General features: G+C 73.6%; 15 protein-coding genes and 1 riboswitch. Of the genes, 7 read left to right on the top strand and 8 right to left on the bottom strand.

Annotation, left to right across the window (positions count from 1 at the left end; translation table 11 throughout):
* Positions 1–351 precede the first annotated feature (351 nt).
* Both EV384_RS05750 and EV384_RS05745 read left to right on the top strand, forming a co-directional pair.
* The gene (locus EV384_RS05750; protein ID WP_130330821.1) at positions 352–1,305 is read left to right on the top strand and encodes a hypothetical protein; all 954 of its coding nucleotides are present in this window, start codon (positions 352–354) and stop codon (positions 1,303–1,305) included.
* Entirely contained in the window at positions 1,305–2,240 is a 936-nt protein-coding gene (locus tag EV384_RS05745; RefSeq protein WP_130330819.1) for a serine hydrolase, read from the top strand. The genes EV384_RS05750 and EV384_RS05745 overlap by 1 nt, the downstream gene beginning before the upstream one ends.
* Before the next feature lie 140 nt (positions 2,241–2,380).
* Here the strand turns inward: EV384_RS05745 and EV384_RS05740 are convergent, their stop codons facing one another.
* Genes EV384_RS05740 through EV384_RS05730 form a run of 3 tightly spaced genes read right to left on the bottom strand, consistent with a single transcriptional unit; the run spans position 2,381 to position 5,204 of the window.
* Positions 2,381–3,232, bottom strand: a complete 852-nt coding sequence (locus EV384_RS05740) for a menaquinone biosynthetic enzyme MqnA/MqnD family protein (RefSeq protein ID WP_130330817.1) — start codon at positions 3,230–3,232, stop codon at positions 2,381–2,383.
* Between the two features lie 33 nt (positions 3,233–3,265).
* Complete coding sequence (locus EV384_RS05735) at positions 3,266–4,579, bottom strand: MFS transporter (RefSeq protein ID WP_130330815.1); 1,314 nt, start codon at positions 4,577–4,579, stop codon at positions 3,266–3,268.
* A 43-nt stretch (positions 4,580–4,622) separates the two neighbouring features.
* Positions 4,623–5,204 (bottom strand): ArsR/SmtB family transcription factor, encoded by a 582-nt coding sequence (locus EV384_RS05730; protein ID WP_130330813.1) that lies wholly within the window; start codon positions 5,202–5,204, stop codon positions 4,623–4,625.
* Between the two features lie 259 nt (positions 5,205–5,463).
* Between EV384_RS05730 and EV384_RS05725 the strand changes: the two genes are divergently transcribed.
* A complete protein-coding gene (locus tag EV384_RS05725; RefSeq protein WP_130330811.1) occupies positions 5,464–7,635 on the top strand; it encodes a HelD family protein in 2,172 nt (723 codons plus the stop codon).
* Between the two features lie 4 nt (positions 7,636–7,639).
* Here the strand turns inward: EV384_RS05725 and EV384_RS05720 are convergent, their stop codons facing one another.
* Complete coding sequence (locus EV384_RS05720) at positions 7,640–8,689, bottom strand: WD40/YVTN/BNR-like repeat-containing protein (RefSeq protein WP_130330809.1); 1,050 nt, start codon at positions 8,687–8,689, stop codon at positions 7,640–7,642.
* Positions 8,690–8,767: 78 nt separating this feature from the next.
* Here EV384_RS05720 and EV384_RS05715 point away from each other — a divergent pair, with 78 nt between their 5' ends.
* Genes EV384_RS05715 through EV384_RS05705 form a run of 3 tightly spaced genes read left to right on the top strand, consistent with a single transcriptional unit; the run spans position 8,768 to position 11,292 of the window.
* Positions 8,768–9,694, top strand: coding sequence for an ABC transporter ATP-binding protein (locus EV384_RS05715; protein ID WP_242623952.1), 927 nt, complete (start codon positions 8,768–8,770; stop codon positions 9,692–9,694).
* An 8-nt stretch (positions 9,695–9,702) separates the two neighbouring features.
* A complete protein-coding gene (locus tag EV384_RS05710; RefSeq protein ID WP_130330807.1) occupies positions 9,703–10,440 on the top strand; it encodes an ABC transporter permease in 738 nt (245 codons plus the stop codon).
* Between the two features lie 45 nt (positions 10,441–10,485).
* Positions 10,486–11,292 (top strand): VOC family protein, encoded by an 807-nt coding sequence (locus tag EV384_RS05705; RefSeq protein WP_423202889.1) that lies wholly within the window; start codon positions 10,486–10,488, stop codon positions 11,290–11,292.
* Positions 11,293–11,417: 125 nt separating this feature from the next.
* Here the strand turns inward: EV384_RS05705 and EV384_RS05700 are convergent, their stop codons facing one another.
* The 4 genes from EV384_RS05700 to EV384_RS05685 all read right to left on the bottom strand — a co-directional run bounded on the left by EV384_RS05700 (position 11,418) and on the right by EV384_RS05685 (position 16,462).
* Positions 11,418–12,197, bottom strand: a complete 780-nt coding sequence (locus EV384_RS05700) for an ABC transporter ATP-binding protein (RefSeq protein ID WP_130330803.1) — start codon at positions 12,195–12,197, stop codon at positions 11,418–11,420.
* Positions 12,194–13,336, bottom strand: coding sequence for a FecCD family ABC transporter permease (locus EV384_RS05695; RefSeq protein ID WP_423202888.1), 1,143 nt, complete (start codon positions 13,334–13,336; stop codon positions 12,194–12,196). Before EV384_RS05695 ends, EV384_RS05700 begins: the two co-directional genes overlap by 4 nt.
* 7 nt (positions 13,337–13,343) lie before the next feature.
* Positions 13,344–14,282 carry an ABC transporter substrate-binding protein gene (locus tag EV384_RS05690; protein ID WP_130330801.1) on the bottom strand — a complete coding sequence of 313 codons (939 nt, stop codon included), beginning with the start codon at positions 14,280–14,282 and terminating at the stop codon, positions 13,344–13,346.
* Positions 14,283–14,397: 115 nt separating this feature from the next.
* Positions 14,398–14,487: riboswitch (cobalamin riboswitch) on the bottom strand.
* Positions 14,488–14,596: 109 nt separating this feature from the next.
* Positions 14,597–16,462 carry a M14 family metallopeptidase gene (locus EV384_RS05685; RefSeq protein WP_130330799.1) on the bottom strand — a complete coding sequence of 622 codons (1,866 nt, stop codon included), beginning with the start codon at positions 16,460–16,462 and terminating at the stop codon, positions 14,597–14,599.
* 203 nt (positions 16,463–16,665) lie between these two features.
* On the opposite strand from EV384_RS05685, the gene EV384_RS05680 reads away from it, so the two are divergent.
* The gene (locus tag EV384_RS05680) at positions 16,666–18,003 is read left to right on the top strand and encodes a peptidase C39 family protein (protein WP_130330797.1); all 1,338 of its coding nucleotides are present in this window, start codon (positions 16,666–16,668) and stop codon (positions 18,001–18,003) included.
* Positions 18,004–18,011: the final 8 nt, after the last annotated feature.

The raw sequence follows: 18,011 nt of genomic DNA, 5'->3' as shown, positions 1-18,011 counted from the left end.
CTCGCGACCGAAGACACCAGAGGGTGTAACAGGAAACCGGCCACACCTTCCGTCACCGGTTGACCGCTTCGGGCGAACGTCGCTGACCTCGGCAAACCTGTGAGTTGGAACACTCCGGGAAGATGAATCCTCTCAAGCACGGCATAGCGGTCGATTGCCCCGCCTTCACGGCGAGTTGCCGGGCGTCGAGTTCTGGCGTCCGGCCTGTCCGTAAGTAGACTTCCCCCGGCACACCGATCGGCTGCTGACGATCGCCACCGGCTCACGGCCACTCCCCCGGCCTCGGCGATCAGGCCGTACCCATTCGGAAAAGCCGGTCCCCCCGGCCAGACATCTGGAGTTCACCCACTCATGCGACCTCGCGTGGCCATGGTGCTCGCCATCGTGGCGGTCCTCCTCGGTGGCGTCATGCTGGTGCCCGCCGCGTACGCCCGCCTCTCCGGCGGGGGCGCCCTCGCCAGCATCGGCGGCATCGGCGGCGGCGCGCAGAACGTGCCCGCGCCCGCCCCCACCACACCGCCCCCGCCGACCCTGGCCGCCGGCCCGGTCTCGGTGGACTTCAAGGGGAAGTTCTTCTCCTGGGCGCTGATGGACCGGGAGACCGGAGAGATCAGCGGCGCCAAGAACATGACGTCGACCAACTCGACCGAGTCGATGATCAAGGCGTGGATCGTCTCCGACTACCTGCGCCAGCTCAAAGACAAGCCGCTGAGCGCGGCGCGGAAGAAGCAGGCGGACACCGCCATCCGGGACAGCAACGACATCTCCGCCGAGGCGTTGTACAACGCCGGCGGGCGGCGGCCGGTCCTGGAGCGGCTGATCAAGATGTGCAAGCTGACCGACACGAAGATCGAGGCCACGAGGGCCAAGTGGGCGTACACCCAGATGTCGCCGCAGGACGCGGTGCGGATGGGTGACTGCATCGGGGACGGCACGGCCGCCGGACCGAAGTGGACCAAGTGGGTGCTCAGCGAGATGGCCAGCGTCCGCGGCGGCGTCAAGGACCAGCAGGCCACCCAGGGTGGCGGCCACTGGGGCATCATCGACGGCCTGCCGGACGAGATCACCGCGCAGGGCCCGGTCAGCATCAAGAACGGCTTCACCATGCTGTGGGCGGACGTCCAGTGGCACGTCAACTGCCTCGCGGTGACCGACAAGTGGACCCTCGCGGTGATGCTGCGCTACCCGCAGAAGTACGGCCTCGAGTACGGCGCGAAGGTCTGCGCCAGCGTCGCCACCCAGCTCGTCACCCCGCAGCCCGGCGCGGCCCTCAAGGTGCCGCAGCAACCGGTCGGGAAGCTCTGATGGCCGGTAACCGGCGCCGCCCGGGCAGCCACCAGCGCCCCCTGACGTTCGCCGCCGTCGCCGCCGTGCTGGTCGGCCTGGTGCTCGTCTCGCTCCGGCTGGTCCCCGGCTCCCCGCTGCGCCCCACGGCCGCCTCCCACCCGGCCGGGTCGGCCGGCCGGACCACCAACGCGCCCACCGACCGCAGCGACCGGCCCCAGCCGACCCCGTCGCCGTCCCCCTCTCTGGAGCCCCTGCCGTTCCAGGCCCAGGAGCTCGACCTCGACATCAAGGGCTGGTACGCCTGGAGCGTGCTGGACAAGCGGACCGGCCAGATCATCGGCTCGAAGAACATGGGCGAGACCAGCACCACCGCCTCGATGATCAAGTCGTGGATCGTCGCCGACTACCTGCGCCGGGCGGCCGAGGCCGGGCAGACCCCGAGCGACGCCAAGCTCGCCGACGCCACCCGGATCATTCGGGACAGCGACAACACCCGGGCCGAGCAGTTCTACAACAACGTCGGCCGGTCGGCCTCGATCAAGCGGCTGATCTCGACCTGCAAGCTCACCGACAGCAAGGTGGCCGCGGACGGCGGCTGGAGCCGGACCAACCTGTCGCCCCGAGACACCGCGCGGCTCGGGCTCTGCATCTCCGACGGGCGGGCCGCCGGGCCGAAGTGGACGAAGTGGCTGCTCAACGAGATGCGGCTGGTCCGCGGCGCCGGCGACTTCGGCATCCGCAAGGCGTTCCCGGCCGCCGAGCGGAAGACCATCGCGATCAAGAACGGCTGGATCGACCGGACCCGCGAGCAGGAGATGCACATCAACTGCCTCGCCATCGGCGACACCTGGACGATGGGCGTGATGGTCCGCTACCCGATCAACATGGGCTACGAATACGGCATGAAGAACTGCCAGAAGATCACTGAGGCGCTGCTCCGCCCGGCCACCTGAGCCGACGTCCTCCGCTTCGCCGACGTGGCGGTGTCCCGGTCCCCGGGGTGCCGCCACGTCGCCGTTCCGCCGAAAACCGGCCGGCGCGGGCCGGCCGGCGCGGACCGGCCGGCGCGGACCGGCCGGCACGCCCGCCGGGGTCAGCCGGCGAAGAACGCAGGGCCGCCCTCGGGCAGGGCCGGGGCCTCACCGAGCGCGGCGGCCCGCCGGGCGAACTCGCGCAAGCCGGCCACCTGCCGCTCGCCGAGGGAGAAGTCGAGAGTGCGGAAGTAGGTCGCCAGGGTCGCCGCGTCGAACGGCTCCCACCGGGCGGCCGCCTCGGCGACCTGGTCCAGCTCGGCCAGGCAGAGGTCGCGCGAGCGCAGGAACGCCTCGTGCACCTCCTTGACCAGGCCGGGGTGGGCGGCGGCGAAGTCGCGGCGGACCGCCCAGACGGCGAAGACCATCGGCAGGCCGGTCCACTCCCGCCAGGCCTGGCCGAGGTCGGTGACCTCCAGGCCCCGGCGGGGCGCCTCGTAGAGGGCGCGCAGCGCCACGTCGCCGATCAGCACCCCGGCGTCGGCCTCCAGCAGCATCTGGGTCAGGTCCGGCGGGCAGCGGAAGTACTCGGGACGGACGCCGTACCGCTCGCCGAGCAGCATCTGGGCCAGGAGCACGCCGGTCCGGGAGGTCGAGCCGAGGGCGACCCGGCCGCCGTCCAGCTCGGCGAGGGGCTTGGTGGAGACCACGTTGACCGAGAGCACCGGGCCGTCGCTGCCGACCGCCAGGTCCGGCAGGAGCAGCAGCTCGTCGGCGTGCCGCAGGTACTCCACCTGCGAGATCGGCCCGATGTCCAGGTCGCCGGCGACCAGCGCGGCGTTCAGCCGGTCCGGCGAGTCCTTGTGCAGGTCGACGTCGAGCAGCGCGCCGGACCGCATCAGCCCCCAGTAGATCGGCAGGCAGTTCAGGAACTGGATGTGTCCGACCCGGGGGCGGGCGATGCGGTCAGCCATGCCCCGACCGTATCCCCGCCGCCGACGCCCGGCTCAACGGGAGGGCACCGGAGTGGCCAACTCCGCACCGGCCGCCGGCACCGCGGCGGCCTCCTGCCGGTCGTTGTCGGCCGGCTCAGGGTTGCTCACCCGCGGGCGGCCCATCCGCTCGGCCCGGACGGCGCGGCGCACCGGCAGCGCGACCGCACCCACCGCCAGCAGACCGGCCACCCCGGCGCCGGCGACCAACGGTCGTGGCTCGGCCACCTCCAGCAGCAGCCCGCCGATCAGGAAACCGCCCATCCCGGCGCCCTGGACCGCGGCACCGAACACGGCGAACGCGCGGCCCCGGTCCGCCGCGGGCACCCGGCGGGCCAGCAGCAGGTTGTTGAAGACGTTGTCGCCCCCGTTGGCCACCCCGCCGGCCAGCCAGATCGGCACGAGCAGCAGCGCGGCGGGCACCGCCGCCGAGGCCAGCACCGCCAGGCAGCAGCCGCCGAGCAGGGCCAGGCCGGCGCCGAGCAGCGCGCCGTCGTCGGTGAGTCGCCGGGCGAGCCGGGCGAAGAGCCAGCCGCCGAGCACGATGCCGAGTGTCCAGGAGCCGGTCACCAGTCCGTACACGGTGGTGGAGCTGCCCAGGGTCTCCCGGATGAAGAAGACCTCGACCACGTTGATCGCGCCGACCGCGGTGACCACCGCGGCGAGGGCGCCGACCATCACGACCAGCAGCGGGTCGCGGCGCAGCCGCCAGGTGGGGTGCGCGCCGTGGGCGGCGGTGGGCTCGGGGCGCCGCCGGCCGCCCCGCCGGGTGCGGATGAGCAGCCCGGCCGCCACCAGCGCGAGGTAGCTGCCGGCGTCGACGAGCAGCGGCAGGCGGGCGCCGAACTCGCCGACCAGCAGCCCGGCCAGCGCCGGCCCGGCGAGCGCCCCCAGGGTGCCGGCGGTCTGGTTGAGGGCGCTGGCCCGGGGCAGGTCGTCGGCCCGGACCATGGCGGGCACCAGGGCGGCGAGCACCGGCTGGGTGACCGCGAGACCGGCGGCGAGCAGTGCCACCAGGCCGATGACCAGGGCCGGGTGCCCGGCGTACGCGAGGGCGAGGCAGGTCCCGGCCTGGGCGAGCCCGGCGACCACCAGCAGCAGCCGGCTGTCCACCCGGTCGGCGAGCCGCCCGGTCAGCGGGGCGAGCGCCACCAGCGGCAGGGTGGCCGCGAGCAGCAGGCCGGAGACGGCCAGCCCGCCCGCCCCGGCGGACTGGAGGGCCAGCGTGAGGGCGCTGGCGGCGAGGAAGTCGCCACAGCTGGAGATTCCCCGGGCGGCGGTGGCGAGCCAGACGTCGGACCAGCGCGACGGGCCAGGTGTGAAGGACATACTTCGAAAATAATGCTTCACATCTGGTCGGCACAAGCCCCCTTCACTCGAGGGGCAGCGCCCGGTACTGGACGGCGACGGTGCGCGCACCCGCCGGCGGGTCCCGGCGGATCCGCCGGCGGTACGGCTCCAACAGCTCGTGGACGGCCTCGTTCAGCGCCGCCAACTCCTCGGCGGTGAGCAGCAACAGGGTGTCGCTGAGCCGGGCGGCGTCGTACCACTCCGCCGGCTCGCCCGCCGCCCGGTCGAGCCAGTCGAAGGTCCGCTGCGCGTCCCGGGCGGTGTGCGCCTCCACCAGCGCCCGCTCGGCGGCCCGCGCCTCCGAATCGGCCGACCGTCCCGGCTCGATGTAGTAGGACGGGCTGAACGCCCGCCACACCCGCTCCCGGGCGTCACCCCGGCTCGGCGCCGGCTCGATCAGGCCGAACTTCGCCAACGCCCGCAGGTGGTAGCTGGTCGCGCTCGGCGACAGGCCGGCGATCTCGGCGCACTCGGTGGCGGTGGCACCGCCCTCCAGCGAACTGAGGTGTTCCATGATCGCGAGTCGGGCCGGATGGGCCAACGCCCGCATCACCTGCGGGTCGCTGATCGTCACCCGGCGCTGCTCGGGGCGCGCCTCGGTCATGCCCCCTATGATCCCGCTCCCGCTCCGCGTGGTCCGACCGGCCGGGCCCGGTCGGGCGTCCGTAGCGGCGGAACCAGCCACCATCGCCCCGCCGCAACCGGAAAATGCGTGGCCCGCGGCCACGACGAGGCGTAACGTGGAGCGCCGCGCGCGAGGCCGCGCGCCACCTCGCCACCGGGCACAGCCGGCACCGCGTCTGACGGAGCGCCGGGCGGCCCAGGTCAACCGATCACACGAACGCACCGGAAGGTCGCCTCGGATGACCCTTGCCGCCGAACCCCACCGCGCCAGCCTGCCCGCCCGACCCGACACCCCACCCCGCGACGAGCTGGACACCCAGCTCGCCGCCGAACGCGCCCACCTGGACACCTCCCGGGCCGCGCTGCGCCGGATGCGGGAACGCGCCGAAGCCCTCTTCGCCGGCGGCGAGCAGGTCGCCGGCGACCCGTACGCGGCGGAGATGCTGGGCCGCACCCTCGCCCGGCGGGTCGCCGAACTCGCCGACGACCCGACCACCCCGCTCTTCTTCGGCCGGCTCGACTTCGGCGACGCCGACCCGGACCACGCCGGGCGGGACTACCACGTCGGGCGGCGGCACGTCACCGACGAGGCGGGCGAGCCGCTGGTGCTGGACTGGCGGGCCCCGGTCTCCCGCTCGTTCTACCGGGCCAGCGCCCGGGACCCGCAGGGCGTCGCGGTCCGGCGGCGGTTCGGCTTCAGCAGCGGCCTGCTGACCAGCTTCGAGGACGAGCACCTGGACCGGGGCGAGGAGCTGGGCACCGCCAGCCGGATCCTCACCGCCGAGATCGAGCGGCCCCGCGTCGGGCCGATGCGGGACATCGTCGCCACCATCCAGCCCGAGCAGGACGAGCTGGTCCGCGCCGACCTGGCCGACTCGATCTGCGTCCAGGGGGCGCCGGGCACCGGTAAGACCGCCGTCGGGCTGCACCGGGCCGCGTACCTGCTCTACCTGCACCGGGAGCGGCTGCGCCGCTCCGGGGTGCTGATCGTCGGGCCGAACCGGGCCTTCCTGTCGTACATCGCGGCGGTGCTGCCGGCGCTCGGCGAGGTCGAGGTCGCGCAGGCGACCGTGGAGGACCTGGTCGTCCGGGCGCCGGTACGGGCCGTCGACGACCCGGCCGTCGCCACCCTCAAGCACGACGTCCGGATGGCCGAGGTGCTGCGCCGCGCCGTCGACGCGCACATCGGTACGCCGACCGAGCCGATCATGGTCTCGGACGGATCGTTCCGCTGGCGGATCGGCCTCGACCCGCTGCACCGGGTGGTCGAGGAGACCCGCCGGGAAGGGCTGCCCTACGCCACCGGCCGGGAACGCGTCCGGGCCCGCGTGGTCGGGCTGCTGCAACGCCAGTCCGAGGCGCGCCGCGCCGAGTCACCCAGCGACGCCTGGCTGCGCCGGATGGCCAAGGCGAAGCCGGTCACCGCCTTCCTCGACGCGGTCTGGCCGGCGCTCACCCCCGAGGGGCTGGTGCACACCCTGCTCAGCGACCCGGACGCGCTCGCCGCCGCCGCGGACGGCCTGCTCACCGCCGAGGAGCAGGCGCTGCTGCTCGGTTCGGCGGTCACCGCCGGACCGGCGGCGGAGACGGGCGACGGCGCGGCCACCGACGGGGCAGCCGGGCGGCGGAGCGGCCGGACGGCGACCGGGACGAAGCTCGGCCGGACGCCGAAGGCCACGAAGTGGACGGCCGCCGACGCGGTGCTGATCGACGAGGCGGCCGGGCTGATCGAGCGGCCGGCCGGCTTCGGCCACGTGGTGGTCGACGAGGCGCAGGACCTCTCCCCGATGCAGTGCCGGGCCATCGCCCGGCGCAGCGAGCACGGCTCGATCACGCTCCTCGGCGACCTGGCCCAGGGCACCGCGCCGTGGGCCGCCAGCGACTGGCGGGAGTCCCTGGCCCACCTCGGCAAGCCGGACGCGGTGGTGGTGCCGCTGAGCGTCGGCTTCCGGGTGCCGACGGTGGTGGTCGCGTTCGCCAACCGGCTGCTGCCGGCGCTCGCCGTCGACGTACCGCCGGCCGAGTCGCTGCGCCGCGACGGCGGCCTGGACGTGCGTACCGTGGCCGACCTGACCGTGGCGACGGTGGCCGAGGTGCGGGCGGCGCTCGCGCACGACGGCTCGGTCGGCGTGATCGCCGCCGAGGACACGGTGGACCGGCTCCGGGCGGCGCTCGCCGACGCGGGCGTCGAGACCGCGAGCGCCGACGACGTGGCGGCCGCGGCGCGCGTCACCGTGGTGCCCGCGACCCTGGTCAAAGGCCTGGAGTACGACCACGTCGTGGTCGTCGAGCCGGCGGCGATCGTCGCGGCGGAGCCGCGCGGGCTGCACCGCCTCTACGTGGTGCTGACCCGGGCGGTCTCCCGGCTCTCGGTGCTGCACCGCGAGCCGCTGCCGGAGCCGCTCGGCTGAGCGGTCAGCGCCAGCTCAGCCGGGCCACCCGCCCCAGCTCGCCGGAGGCCCAGCAGGCGCCCGTCGGGGTGCACTCGACCGCGTCGAAGCTGCCGGTGTCGAAGCGCCGCCAGGTCCGGCCGCCGTCCCGGCTGACGTCGCTGCCGGTCGGGCCCACCGCCAGGGCGGCGCCGCCGGGCGCCCAGGTCGCCCCGGACCGGTACTCGCCGGGCTGTGCGGCGGCGACCGTCCAGGTGCGACCGCCATCGGTAGAGCGGACCGCGCCGTCCGGGGCGCTGGTCGGGGTGGCGTAGTCCCCGCCCAGCGCGATGCCGTGCCGGGGGTCGCGGAACGCCAGCGAGTAGATGCCGGCGGACGGGCCGCCGGGCACCGGGGTGTCGGCGACCTGCCAGCTCAGCCCCCGGTCGTCGGTGCGGAACACCCGGGCGGTCGCCCCGCCGCCAGTGGCGAACCAGGCCCGGTCCGGGTCGTGGTCGGCGGTGACCAGGCAGGTGCCGCTCGCGGCGAACGCGAACTCGCCGGGCAGCGCGGCGGGCATGCCGGCGGTCGGCAGCACCGACCAGGAGCGGCCGCCGTCGGCGGTGGCGACCAGCCGGAACCGGCCGTCCACCGGGTCCGACAGGGCCAGCCCGTGCCGGTCGTCGAAGAAGGCGAGGCAGTCGTAGAAGGCCGCGACGTCGGCGTTGCGGAAGGTCTCGGCCCAGCTCTGCCCGCCGTCGTCGGTGCGGTAGACCCGGGACTCGCCGCCCGGCCCGATCGACAGGACCACCGCCCGGAGCGCGTCGAACGCCTCGATGTCCCGGAACTGCAGCGGTACGTCGGTGGTCGGCCCCACCTGCGCCCAGTGCCGTCCACCGTCGACGGTACGTAGCACGGTGGAGGCGCTGCCGCTGGCCCAGGCCACCCGGCCGTCGACCGGGGCGAGCCCGCGCAGCCGGGCGGTCACCCCCGTCTCGGTGAGCTGCCAGTCGGGCTCCGGGTGCCAGGCGGCCCCGGAACCGGTGGCGATGACGGCGGCGGCCAGGACGAGAGAGGTGAGCGCACGCATCCGCATGCGCCGGAACCTACCGGAGATCGGCGACAACCGATACCACCGGCGCCCGTGGTGGTCCGGATCGGCTATACAGGAGCCGTGCCCGACATCGCGCCCGCAACCGCGACAATCCCCGGCGACGTGCTCGCCCGCGCCGACCAGGCCACCCGCCGCTACGGCGACGTGCTCGCCCTGGACCGGGTCGACCTGACCGTGCACGCCGGCGAACTGGTCGGCCTGCTCGGCCCGAACGGCGCCGGCAAGAGCACCCTGCTCAACCTGCTGGTCGGGCTGCGCCGCCCGACCGCCGGCCGGGTGGAGCTCTTCGGCGGCGACCCCCGCGACCCGGCCAGCCGGCGGCTGATCGGGGTGACCCCGCAGGAGACCGGGCTGCCCGGGACGCTGCGGGTCGGCGAGGTGGTGGACTTCGTCGCCGCGCACTTCCCCGACCCGGTCCCCCGGGACGAGCTGCTCGACCAGTTCGGCCTCACCGAGCAGGTGCGGCGGCAGACCGGCGGCCTCTCCGGCGGCCAGCGCCGCCGGCTCGCGGTCGCCCTCGCCTTCGTCGGCCGGCCCGGGCTGGTCATTCTCGACGAGCCGACCACCGGGCTGGACGTCGAGGCGCGGCACACCCTCTGGGAGGCCATCCGGGGCTTCCACGCTGACGGCGGCACGGTCCTGCTGAGCAGCCACTACCTGGAAGAGGTGGAGGCGCTCGCGCACCGGGTGGTGGTGATGGGCCACGGCCGGGTGCTCGCGGACGACACGGTGGACGCCGTCCGCGGCATCGTCGGTGTACGCCGCGTCAGCCTCGTCGCCGGCGACCTGCCGCCGCTGCCGGGCGTGGTCGCCACCGAGCGGTCCGAGGGGCGTACCCACCTGCTCACCACCGACGCCGACCAGCTCGTCCGCGACCTGGTCACCGCCGGGGTCGCGTTCCACGACCTGGAGGTACGCCCCACCTCGCTGGAGGAGGCGTTCCTCGCCATCACCGCCGACGACCGGCCCGCGACCACCACCGTCTAGGAGCATCCGTGCCGCTCGCCCTGGTTCACGCGCGCTACCAGCTGCTGGAGACCCTCCGGATCCCGGTGGCGGTCTTCGGCAGCGCGTTCTTCCCCGCCGCCGCGATGCTCTTCTTCGTGGTGCCGTTCGCCGCTGACGACGCGGTCGGCGCCACCTACGCCACCGGCGCCATGGTCACCTTCGCGGTGATGAGCGCCAACATCTTCCAGTACGGCGTCGGCGTCGCCGAGGACCGCGACCAGCCCTGGAACCCGTACACCCGGACCCTGCCGGCCGGACCGGCCCCGCGCCTGGCCGGCCGGATCCTGGCCGGCCTGGTGCTGACGTACCTGTCGATGCTGCCGGTGGTGGTGATCGCCGCGGTGGCCACCGCGGCCCGGGTCACCCCGGTGCAGCTCCTGCTCGGCGCGGCCACGGTCGCCGCGGTCTCTGTGCCGTTCACCCTGATGGGGCTGGCTGTCGGCTACTCGCTGCCGAGCAAGGCGGCGATCGTGGTCGCGCAGATCATCTTCTTCCCGCTCGCCTTCGGCGGCGGGCTGCTCTCCGGCCCGGACGACGCGCCCGGCTTCATCCAGGCGATCGCCCCCTTTCTGCCGACCCGGGGCGCGGTCGAGCTGATGTGGGCGGCGACCACCGACTGGCGGCCCGACCGGGTCTCGGTGGTGATGCTCGGCGTCTGGATCGTCGTGCTGGCGGCGGTCGCCGGGTGGGCGTACCGGCGGGACGAGGGACGCCGCTTCACCTGACGTTTTGTCCGGAACCGGCCCGGCGGGCCCGGGGACGGTGCCACGATGCCGGCAGGGCGTGCCGTCGGGCCGCCACCGGCGAGAGGGGTCACCGTGAACGGCGTCGAGCCCGGCACGCCCTGCTGGGCCGACCTGGCCACCCCCGGCCTGGAGGACGCGAAGCGGTTCTATCCGGAGCTGTTCGGCTGGACCGGCCGGGCCTCCCCCGAGCCGGAGGCGGGCGGGTACACCGTCTTCCTCAAGAACGGCAGGTCGGTCGCCGGCGTCGGCCCGCCGGCCACCCCCGACCAGGTGCCGATCTGGTCGACGTACGTGGCGACCGACGACGCCGACCTGGTCGCCACCCGGGTCGAGGCGGCCGGCGGGCAGGTCTTGGTCACCCCGTTCGACGTCTTCGACCAGGGCCGGATGGCGGTCCTCGCCGACCGGGCCGGCGCGGTGTTCAGCGTCTGGCAGCCGATGGCGATGCGCGGTGCGGAGTTGTTCAACGTTCCGGGCGCGCTGTGCTGGAACGAACTGGTCACCCCCGATCCGGAGGGGGCGCGGGAGTTCTACGCGCTGGTATTCGGCTGGCAGCCGGAGGAGCAGCCGATGGGCCCGGTCACCTACACCGGCTGGCGCTGCGGGGCGCGGGTGGTCGCCGGGATGATGCCGCCGCTGGAGGATCTGCCAGCCGACCTGCCGGCGTACTGGTCGGTCTACTTCGCGGTCGAGGACGCCGACGCCACCGCCGCCCGCGCCGCCGAACTCGGCGGCACCATCCTCGTCCCGCCCCGCGACATCCCGGCCGGCCGCACCGCCGCGCTCCGCGACCCCCAGGGCGCCCTCTTCTCCATCACCGCCCTCCGCTGACCCCCTCCCCGCGCCGATCTTGCACCTGGGGCCCCGGGCTTGCGCCAGCTATCCGTTTCGCCGGGCATCAAGTGCAAGATCGCGGGAGCGAGGGGAGCGAGGGGAGCGGGGGGAGGGGCAGGGGGTTAGTGGGGGCGGATGGGGACCACCAGGGGGCCGCGGTCGCCGGGGATGACGCGGACGTGGGCGCGGTAGTGCTTCGCCAGCAGGGGTTCGGTGAGGACCTCGTGGGGTGGGCCGGTGGCGGCGACGCGACCGTCGGCGAGCAGGACCATCCGGTCGGCGTACTCGCCGGCGACGGAGAGGTCGTGCATGGTGGCGAGCACGGTCAGGCCGTGCTCCCGGCGGAGCTGGTCGACCAGCTCCAGCACCTCCTGCTGGTGGCCGATGTCCAGCGCGCTGGTCGGCTCGTCGAGCAGCAGCAGGGTGGCGCCCTGCGCCAGCGCCCGGGCCAGGAAGACCCGCTGCCGCTCGCCGCCGGAGAGGGTGGCCAGCTCCCGGTGCCCGAACGCGGCGAGATCCAGCCGGTCCAGCACCTCGTGCACGGCGACCAGATCGGTGGCGGACTCCCGGCCCAGCGGCGGGATGTACGGGGTCCGGCCGAGCAGCACGTAGTCGAGCGCCGACATACCGGCCGGCACCACCGGGGACTGAGCGACGGTGGCCACCACCCGGGCCCGGTCCCGGCGGCGCAGCGCCTGGATCGGCGTACCGAATAGGGCGACCCCGCCCGGCGCGGGCAGCAGGCCGCCGACGGCGCGCAGCAGGGTCGACTTGCCGGCGCCGTTCGGGCCGATCACGGTGACCCACTCGCCGGCCGCGACGGTCAGGTCGACGCCGGCCAGGATCGGCGCGCCCCCCAGCCGCACGTGCAGGTCACGGACCTCGACCGCCGGCGCGCTCATGTGAGCACCCGGCGGGCGGTCCGCAGGACCAGCACGAAGAACGGGCCGCCGAGCAGAGCGGTGACCACGCCGATCGGGATCTCGGCGGGGGCGGCGGCGGTCCGGGCGACCACATCGGTCAGCGCCAGGAACGCCCCGCCGAAGAGCATCGACAGCGGCAGGATCACCCGGTAGCTGGACCCGGCGAGCAGCCGTACGGTGTGCGGCACGATGATGCCGACGAAGCCGATCAGGCCGGAGGCGGAGACCGCGGCGGCCGTGCCGAGCGAGGCGGCGGCGATCAGCAGGTAGCGGGAGCGCTGTGGGTGCAGGCCGAGGCTGGTCGCCTCGTCGTCGCCGACGGAGAGGACGTCGAGCTCGCGCCGGTGCAGCAGCACCACCACGGCGGTCAGCACGAAGTACGGCAGGACCAGGCGGACGTCGTGCCAGCCGGCGGTGGCCAGCCGGCCGAGCAGCCAGGAGTAGACCTGCTGGATGTTGTCCGAGTGGCGTTGCAGCAGGTACGTCTGCCCGGCGGCGAGGAACGCCGACACCGCCACCCCGGCCAGGATCAGCGTGGCGGGTGACCGGTCCCGCCCGCCGGCCGCGCCGAGCAGGTACGTCATGGCGACCGCCCCGAGCGAGCCGACGAACGCCGCGAGGGGAATGGTGACCGGCATCCCGGTCAGCGCCCCGCCCGCCCCGGCGCCGAGGGCGATCACCGCGGTCACCGCGAGCCCGGCGCCGGCCGCCACGCCGAGCAGGTACGGGTCGGCCAGCGGGTTGCGGAACACCCCCTGGTAGCAGCCGCCGGCGAGGGCGAGCAGCCCGCCGACGAGCAGGCCGAGCACCACCCGGGGCAGCCGCAGCTCGGTGACGATGGCGATCTCGCGTTCGGTCAGCCCGCTCTCCAGGTGCACCCCGGGCAGCAGGTTGAGCAGCTCGGCGGCGACGCTGCCGGGCGGCAGGCTGACCGGCCCGAGGGACACCCCGGCGACCAGGGCGACGAGGACGGCGACGACTCCGGCGGCCAGCCACCGTTTGCGCAGCCCGGCCGGCCGGACCGTCGCACCCGGTCCGGCCGGCCGCGTCCCGGCCGGCCGGGACGCGTCGGGCGTCCCGGCCGGCCGGCCTACGTATTCCGCTGGTCGCACGGTCACCGACGGATCACGCGGGCACCTTGGCGGTCGCGTCGACGATCGCCTTGAGCAGGTCGACGACGCGCGGGCCCCAGCGCGAGGCGACATCGTCGTCGAGGGCGACGATCTGGTCGTTCTTCACCGCGGTGACGGCGGCCCAGCCGCTGCGCGCCTTGACCGTGTCGGGGGTCTGCTTGCAGCACTTGGTGTCGGCCAGGAAGACGAAGTCCGGGTTGGCCTTGACGATGACCTCCTGGGAGAGCTGCGGGTAGCCGACGTTCTTGCCGTCGGCGTCCGACGGGTCGGCGATGTTCTCCAGGCCGGCGAGGGCGTAGATCGAGCCGATGAAGGTCTTGCTGGTCGCGCTGTACAGCTCCGGGCCCAGCTCGTGGTAGTAGGTCAGCTTCTTCGCCCGCTGCGGCAGGTCCTTGGTCAGCGCGGCGATGTCGTCCTTCATCTTCCTGGTGACGTCGGCCGCCTCCGCCGGGTGGCCGGTGAGCGCGCCCAGGTCGGTGATCTGCTGGTACGTGTCGTCGAGGGTGGTCGCCGCCGGGGTGAGCAGCACCGGGATCTTCAGCGTGGTGAGCTGGTCGACGATCTTGTTGGTGTCGTTGGAGAGCACCACCAGGTCGGGGCTCTTGCCGGCGATCGCCTCGGCGTTCGGCTGGAAGCCGGACAGGTCGCTCTTCGGCGCGTCGGCCGGGTAGTTCGACTGGTCGTCGACGGCGGTCACCTGCTTGCCCGCGCCGACGGCGAAGAGCATCTCGGTCGCCGACGGTGAGAGCGAGACGATCTTCTCCGGCCGCTTCTCCAGGGTCAGCTTGCCGGCGGTGACCGGGAAGGCGGCGGCCGCCGAGCTGCCGCCGGCGGCGGGGGTGTCGTTCGAGGTCTTCTCGGCGCAGGCGCCGAGGGCCAACGCGGCCACCGCGAGGGTCGCGGCGAAGAGCCGGGGGGTACGTCTGGACATGGGGTCCTCCTGTCGGTCGAGGAGTGTGGTGCTTCGCCGACAGGGACCGCCTTGGCGTGCCCGTCCGCGAGGCGCCCTTCCTCGAGAGCGCGTGTCGCGACCGTGCCGCAGGCGACCTGGCTCGTCCCCACACACGTCGGCGCCGGCCGGAGCCGACGCCGTGCGGGGCATCACAGTTGCGGGACAGCACCGGTTTCGCACCGGCTTCGCTGCGGGTTGGTCGCTGTCACGGTAGCGCACGAGCAGCGAAGATCGTCCGGACGGGCGGGCCGGGTGGGGCCCCGCGGGGGTGGATCGGGGCCCCACCCGGGGAATCACGAACTGGTGATGGTGACGTTGTCCACGGCCGCCTCGACCAGGCTGGCGCCGGAGGCGTCCGCCGCGTCCACCTGGATCCGCACCGACTGGCCGGCGTACGGGGTGAGGTTGAGGCTCGACAACGCCCAGGCACCGTCCCGGTCGCTGGCCGCGCCGGCCACGTTCAGCAGCGTGGTGGTGCCGCCGTTGTGGAGCACGCTGACCCGGAGGTGGTCCGCCGACGAGGCGTTCGAGCCGTGCGCCAGGTACCAGGCCAGCGAGAGGGTGAGCGTCCCGGTCGAGGGCAGGGTCACCGCCGGGGAGCGGGCGCTGGTCACCCCGCCGTCGACGTCGTATTCGCCCGCCGCCGTGCCGGCGAGCCGGCCGGTGACCAGGTCGTTGCTCCCGGCGTACGGGGTGAGCTGCTTGGCGCCGGAGGAGCTGGTCGCCTGGGCGGCGCCCCGCTCCCACGCCCCGGTGGTGGCGGTGTCCGTGCCGGCCGGGTTGGTGGTCCAGCCGGTGGCCGTCTCGAAGGTGTCCGACCAGACCGTGGTGCCGCCACCGCCGGTGCCGCAGTACTGGGACTGCTTCCCGATGGCCCGGTACGGGCAGTCGGCGTACTCGGCGAGCAGCAGCACCGCCTCCTTGTTCCGGGAGGTCTGCGCGGGGATCACCTCGTCGGGCGGGTAGAAGCCGCCCCCGGTGGCCGAGCCCGGGTACATCTCGAAGGTGTACGCCCAGATGCCGTGGGCGGCCCACATCCAGTCGATGCTGGTGCCGTCGGCGATGTAGAGGTCGCTGGACTGCTCCGGGGTGTAGCCGTTGCTGGCCGCCATCTGCTGGCCGATGGTGGCGAAGGTGCTGTACTGGTCCGCGCTCATCCCGGTCGGGGTGTTCGCGGTGGTGTAGCCGAAGGGCCAGAGCACCAGCTGCGAGTACGTGTGGAAGTCGATGTTGGCTTCGATCTGCTGGACGCCGCCGACCACTCGGCTGTTGACGAAGTTGCGCAGCGCGCTGGTCTCCGGCGCGGAGAAGGCGGACGGGCCGCGGTAGGTCTCCGACGAGGTGGAGCCGGACGAGCCGCCGCAGCAGCCCCACTGGTAGGACCAGTTCCGGTTCAGGTCGGTGCCGACGTACGACGAGCCGCTGTTCGGCTGCCGGTTCTTCCGCCAGGACCGGTACGACCCGGTGGCGATGTCGTACTCGCTGCCGTCCGGGTTGACGGTGGGGACGATCCAGAGCTCCCGGGAGTTGACGATGTTGGTGATCCGGGAGTCGGTCCCGTAGCTGTCGGTGAAGAGGTTGAGCAGGTAGATCGCCATCTCGACGGTCAGGTGCTCGCGGGCGTGCTGCTGGGCGTTGAAGAGGATTTCCGGCTCGTTCTCGTCGGTGCCGACGTTGTCGGAGATCTTCACCGCCATCAGGTCCCGACCCTCGTACGAGGTGCCGATGCTGGTCTTCCTCGCGATGGCCGGGTGGTCGGCGACGACCTGGTTCACCACCGCGGTCAGCTCGGCGTAGTCGTGGTAGTTGGAGTCGGCCGGCGGGAAGGCGAGGGTACCGGCCTCGCCGGTGGGGGCGGGCGCGGCGTCCTTCTCCAGCCGGAAGCCGAGCCGGGTGATCGCGGCGGCCTCGGTCCCGGTAGCGGTGACGTGCAGGACGCCGTGTTCGGAGTAGTCGATCGCCGCGCCGGTGCGCGCGACGGCGTTCCGGTCGGCGAGGGTGCGCGGGCCGAGCACCCGGTAGCCGACGGCGGCCGGCTCGGCGGAACGGTCCGGGGCCGGCCCTGCGGAGGCCGGGCCGGTGACGACGGTGACGAGGCCGAGGCCGACGGCGGCGACGAGCGCCAGCCGGCGGCGGAGCGGGGACGTGTGGAGGGCCATGGACAACCTCCTCGGGGTACGGGAGATCCCGTTGTCCGCACACTTCACCAGCAGTCACATGGTCATATCAACATTCATCGCTATAGTGATTCATCCCGAACGCCTCCTCACACCGGCAATGATTTTCCGTCCGTGAACATCTGGCGAAAGTTCCTTCCAAGCGGGACAGTGAACGGCAACGACGCCTCTCCTGTGGAGCTGCCATGGCCACGACATCCCTGCGCGCGGTCGCCCTCGCCGGCATGACCGCGCTCGCCCTCCTCGGCACCACCGCCCCCGCCGGGGCCGTCACCCAGGTCACCGCCGAGTCGGTGACCCACGACGAGCAGATCACCTGGCAGGGCTGGTCCGGCGACGCCGGCTGGCAGGCCGGCACGGCCGCCGGCACGCTGGTCACCCCCGCCGGCCTCACCCTCGGCACCCCGGTCGGCACGACCGCGTACAAGGACCCGCACAGCAAGAGCAAGCGGACCTGGGCGTACGGCACCTGGACGACCCCGCTGACCGAGGTCGGCTTCGGCGCCAGCGAGCTGGTCGCCTCCTGGAACGCCGACACGCCCGCCGGCACCTGGATCCAGGTCGAGCTCCAGGGCACCTACACCACCGGCGCCCAGACCCCCTGGTACGTGATGGGGCGCTGGGCCTCCGGCGACGCCGACATCAAGCGGACCACCGTCGACAAGCAGGGCGACAAGACCTCCAGCATCTGGACCGACACGTTCTCCATCGACGACACCAGCGCCGGGGTGCTGCTCGACGCGTACCAGCTGCGGCTCACCCTCTACCGTGACCCGGCGCAGACCGCCTCGCCGGTGGTCCGCTCGCTCGGCGCGATGAGCTCGAACGTGCCGGACCGGTTCACCGTCGCGCCCAGCGCCGGCCACATCGCCTGGGGCACCGAACTGGCCGTCCCGCGCTACTCCCAGAACATCCACGCCGGCCAGTACCCGGAGTACGACGGCGGCGGCGAGGCCTGGTGCTCGCCCACCTCCACGGAGATGGTGGTCGAGTACTGGGGCCGCAAGCCGTCGGCGGCCGACACGTCCTGGGTGGACCCGACCTACGCGGACCCGACGGTCGACCACGCCGCGCGGATGACCTACGACTACCAGTACGAGGGCGCCGGCAACTGGCCGTTCAACACCGCGTACGCGGCCAGCTTCCCCGGGCTGGAGGCGAAGGTGACCCGGCTGCACTCGCTGGACGAGCTGGAGCACTTCATCGCCGCCGGCATCCCGGTGGTGACCAGCCAGTCCTTCCTCGCCAGCGAGCTGGACGGGGCGGGCTACGGCACCTCCGGGCACCTGATGGTGGTGATCGGCTTCACCGCCGACGGCGACGTCATCGCGAACGACCCCGCCTCGTCCAGCAACGAGGCGGTCCGGAACGTCTACAAGCGCGACCAGTTCGAGCAGATCTGGCTGCGGACCAAGCGGACGACGGCCAGCGGCGGCACCGGCAGCGGCTCCGGCGGCATCGCCTACCTGATCAAGCCGACCGACGTGGCCTGGCCCCAGGTGGCGGGCTCCACCAACTGGTAGACACGACA

It is taken from the genome of Micromonospora kangleipakensis (assembly GCF_004217615.1).
Taxonomy (GTDB): Bacteria; Actinomycetota; Actinomycetes; order Mycobacteriales; family Micromonosporaceae; genus Micromonospora; species Micromonospora kangleipakensis.
Note: the sequence above shows the minus strand (reverse complement) of the source record. Positions and strands in the feature narration are given on the sequence as shown.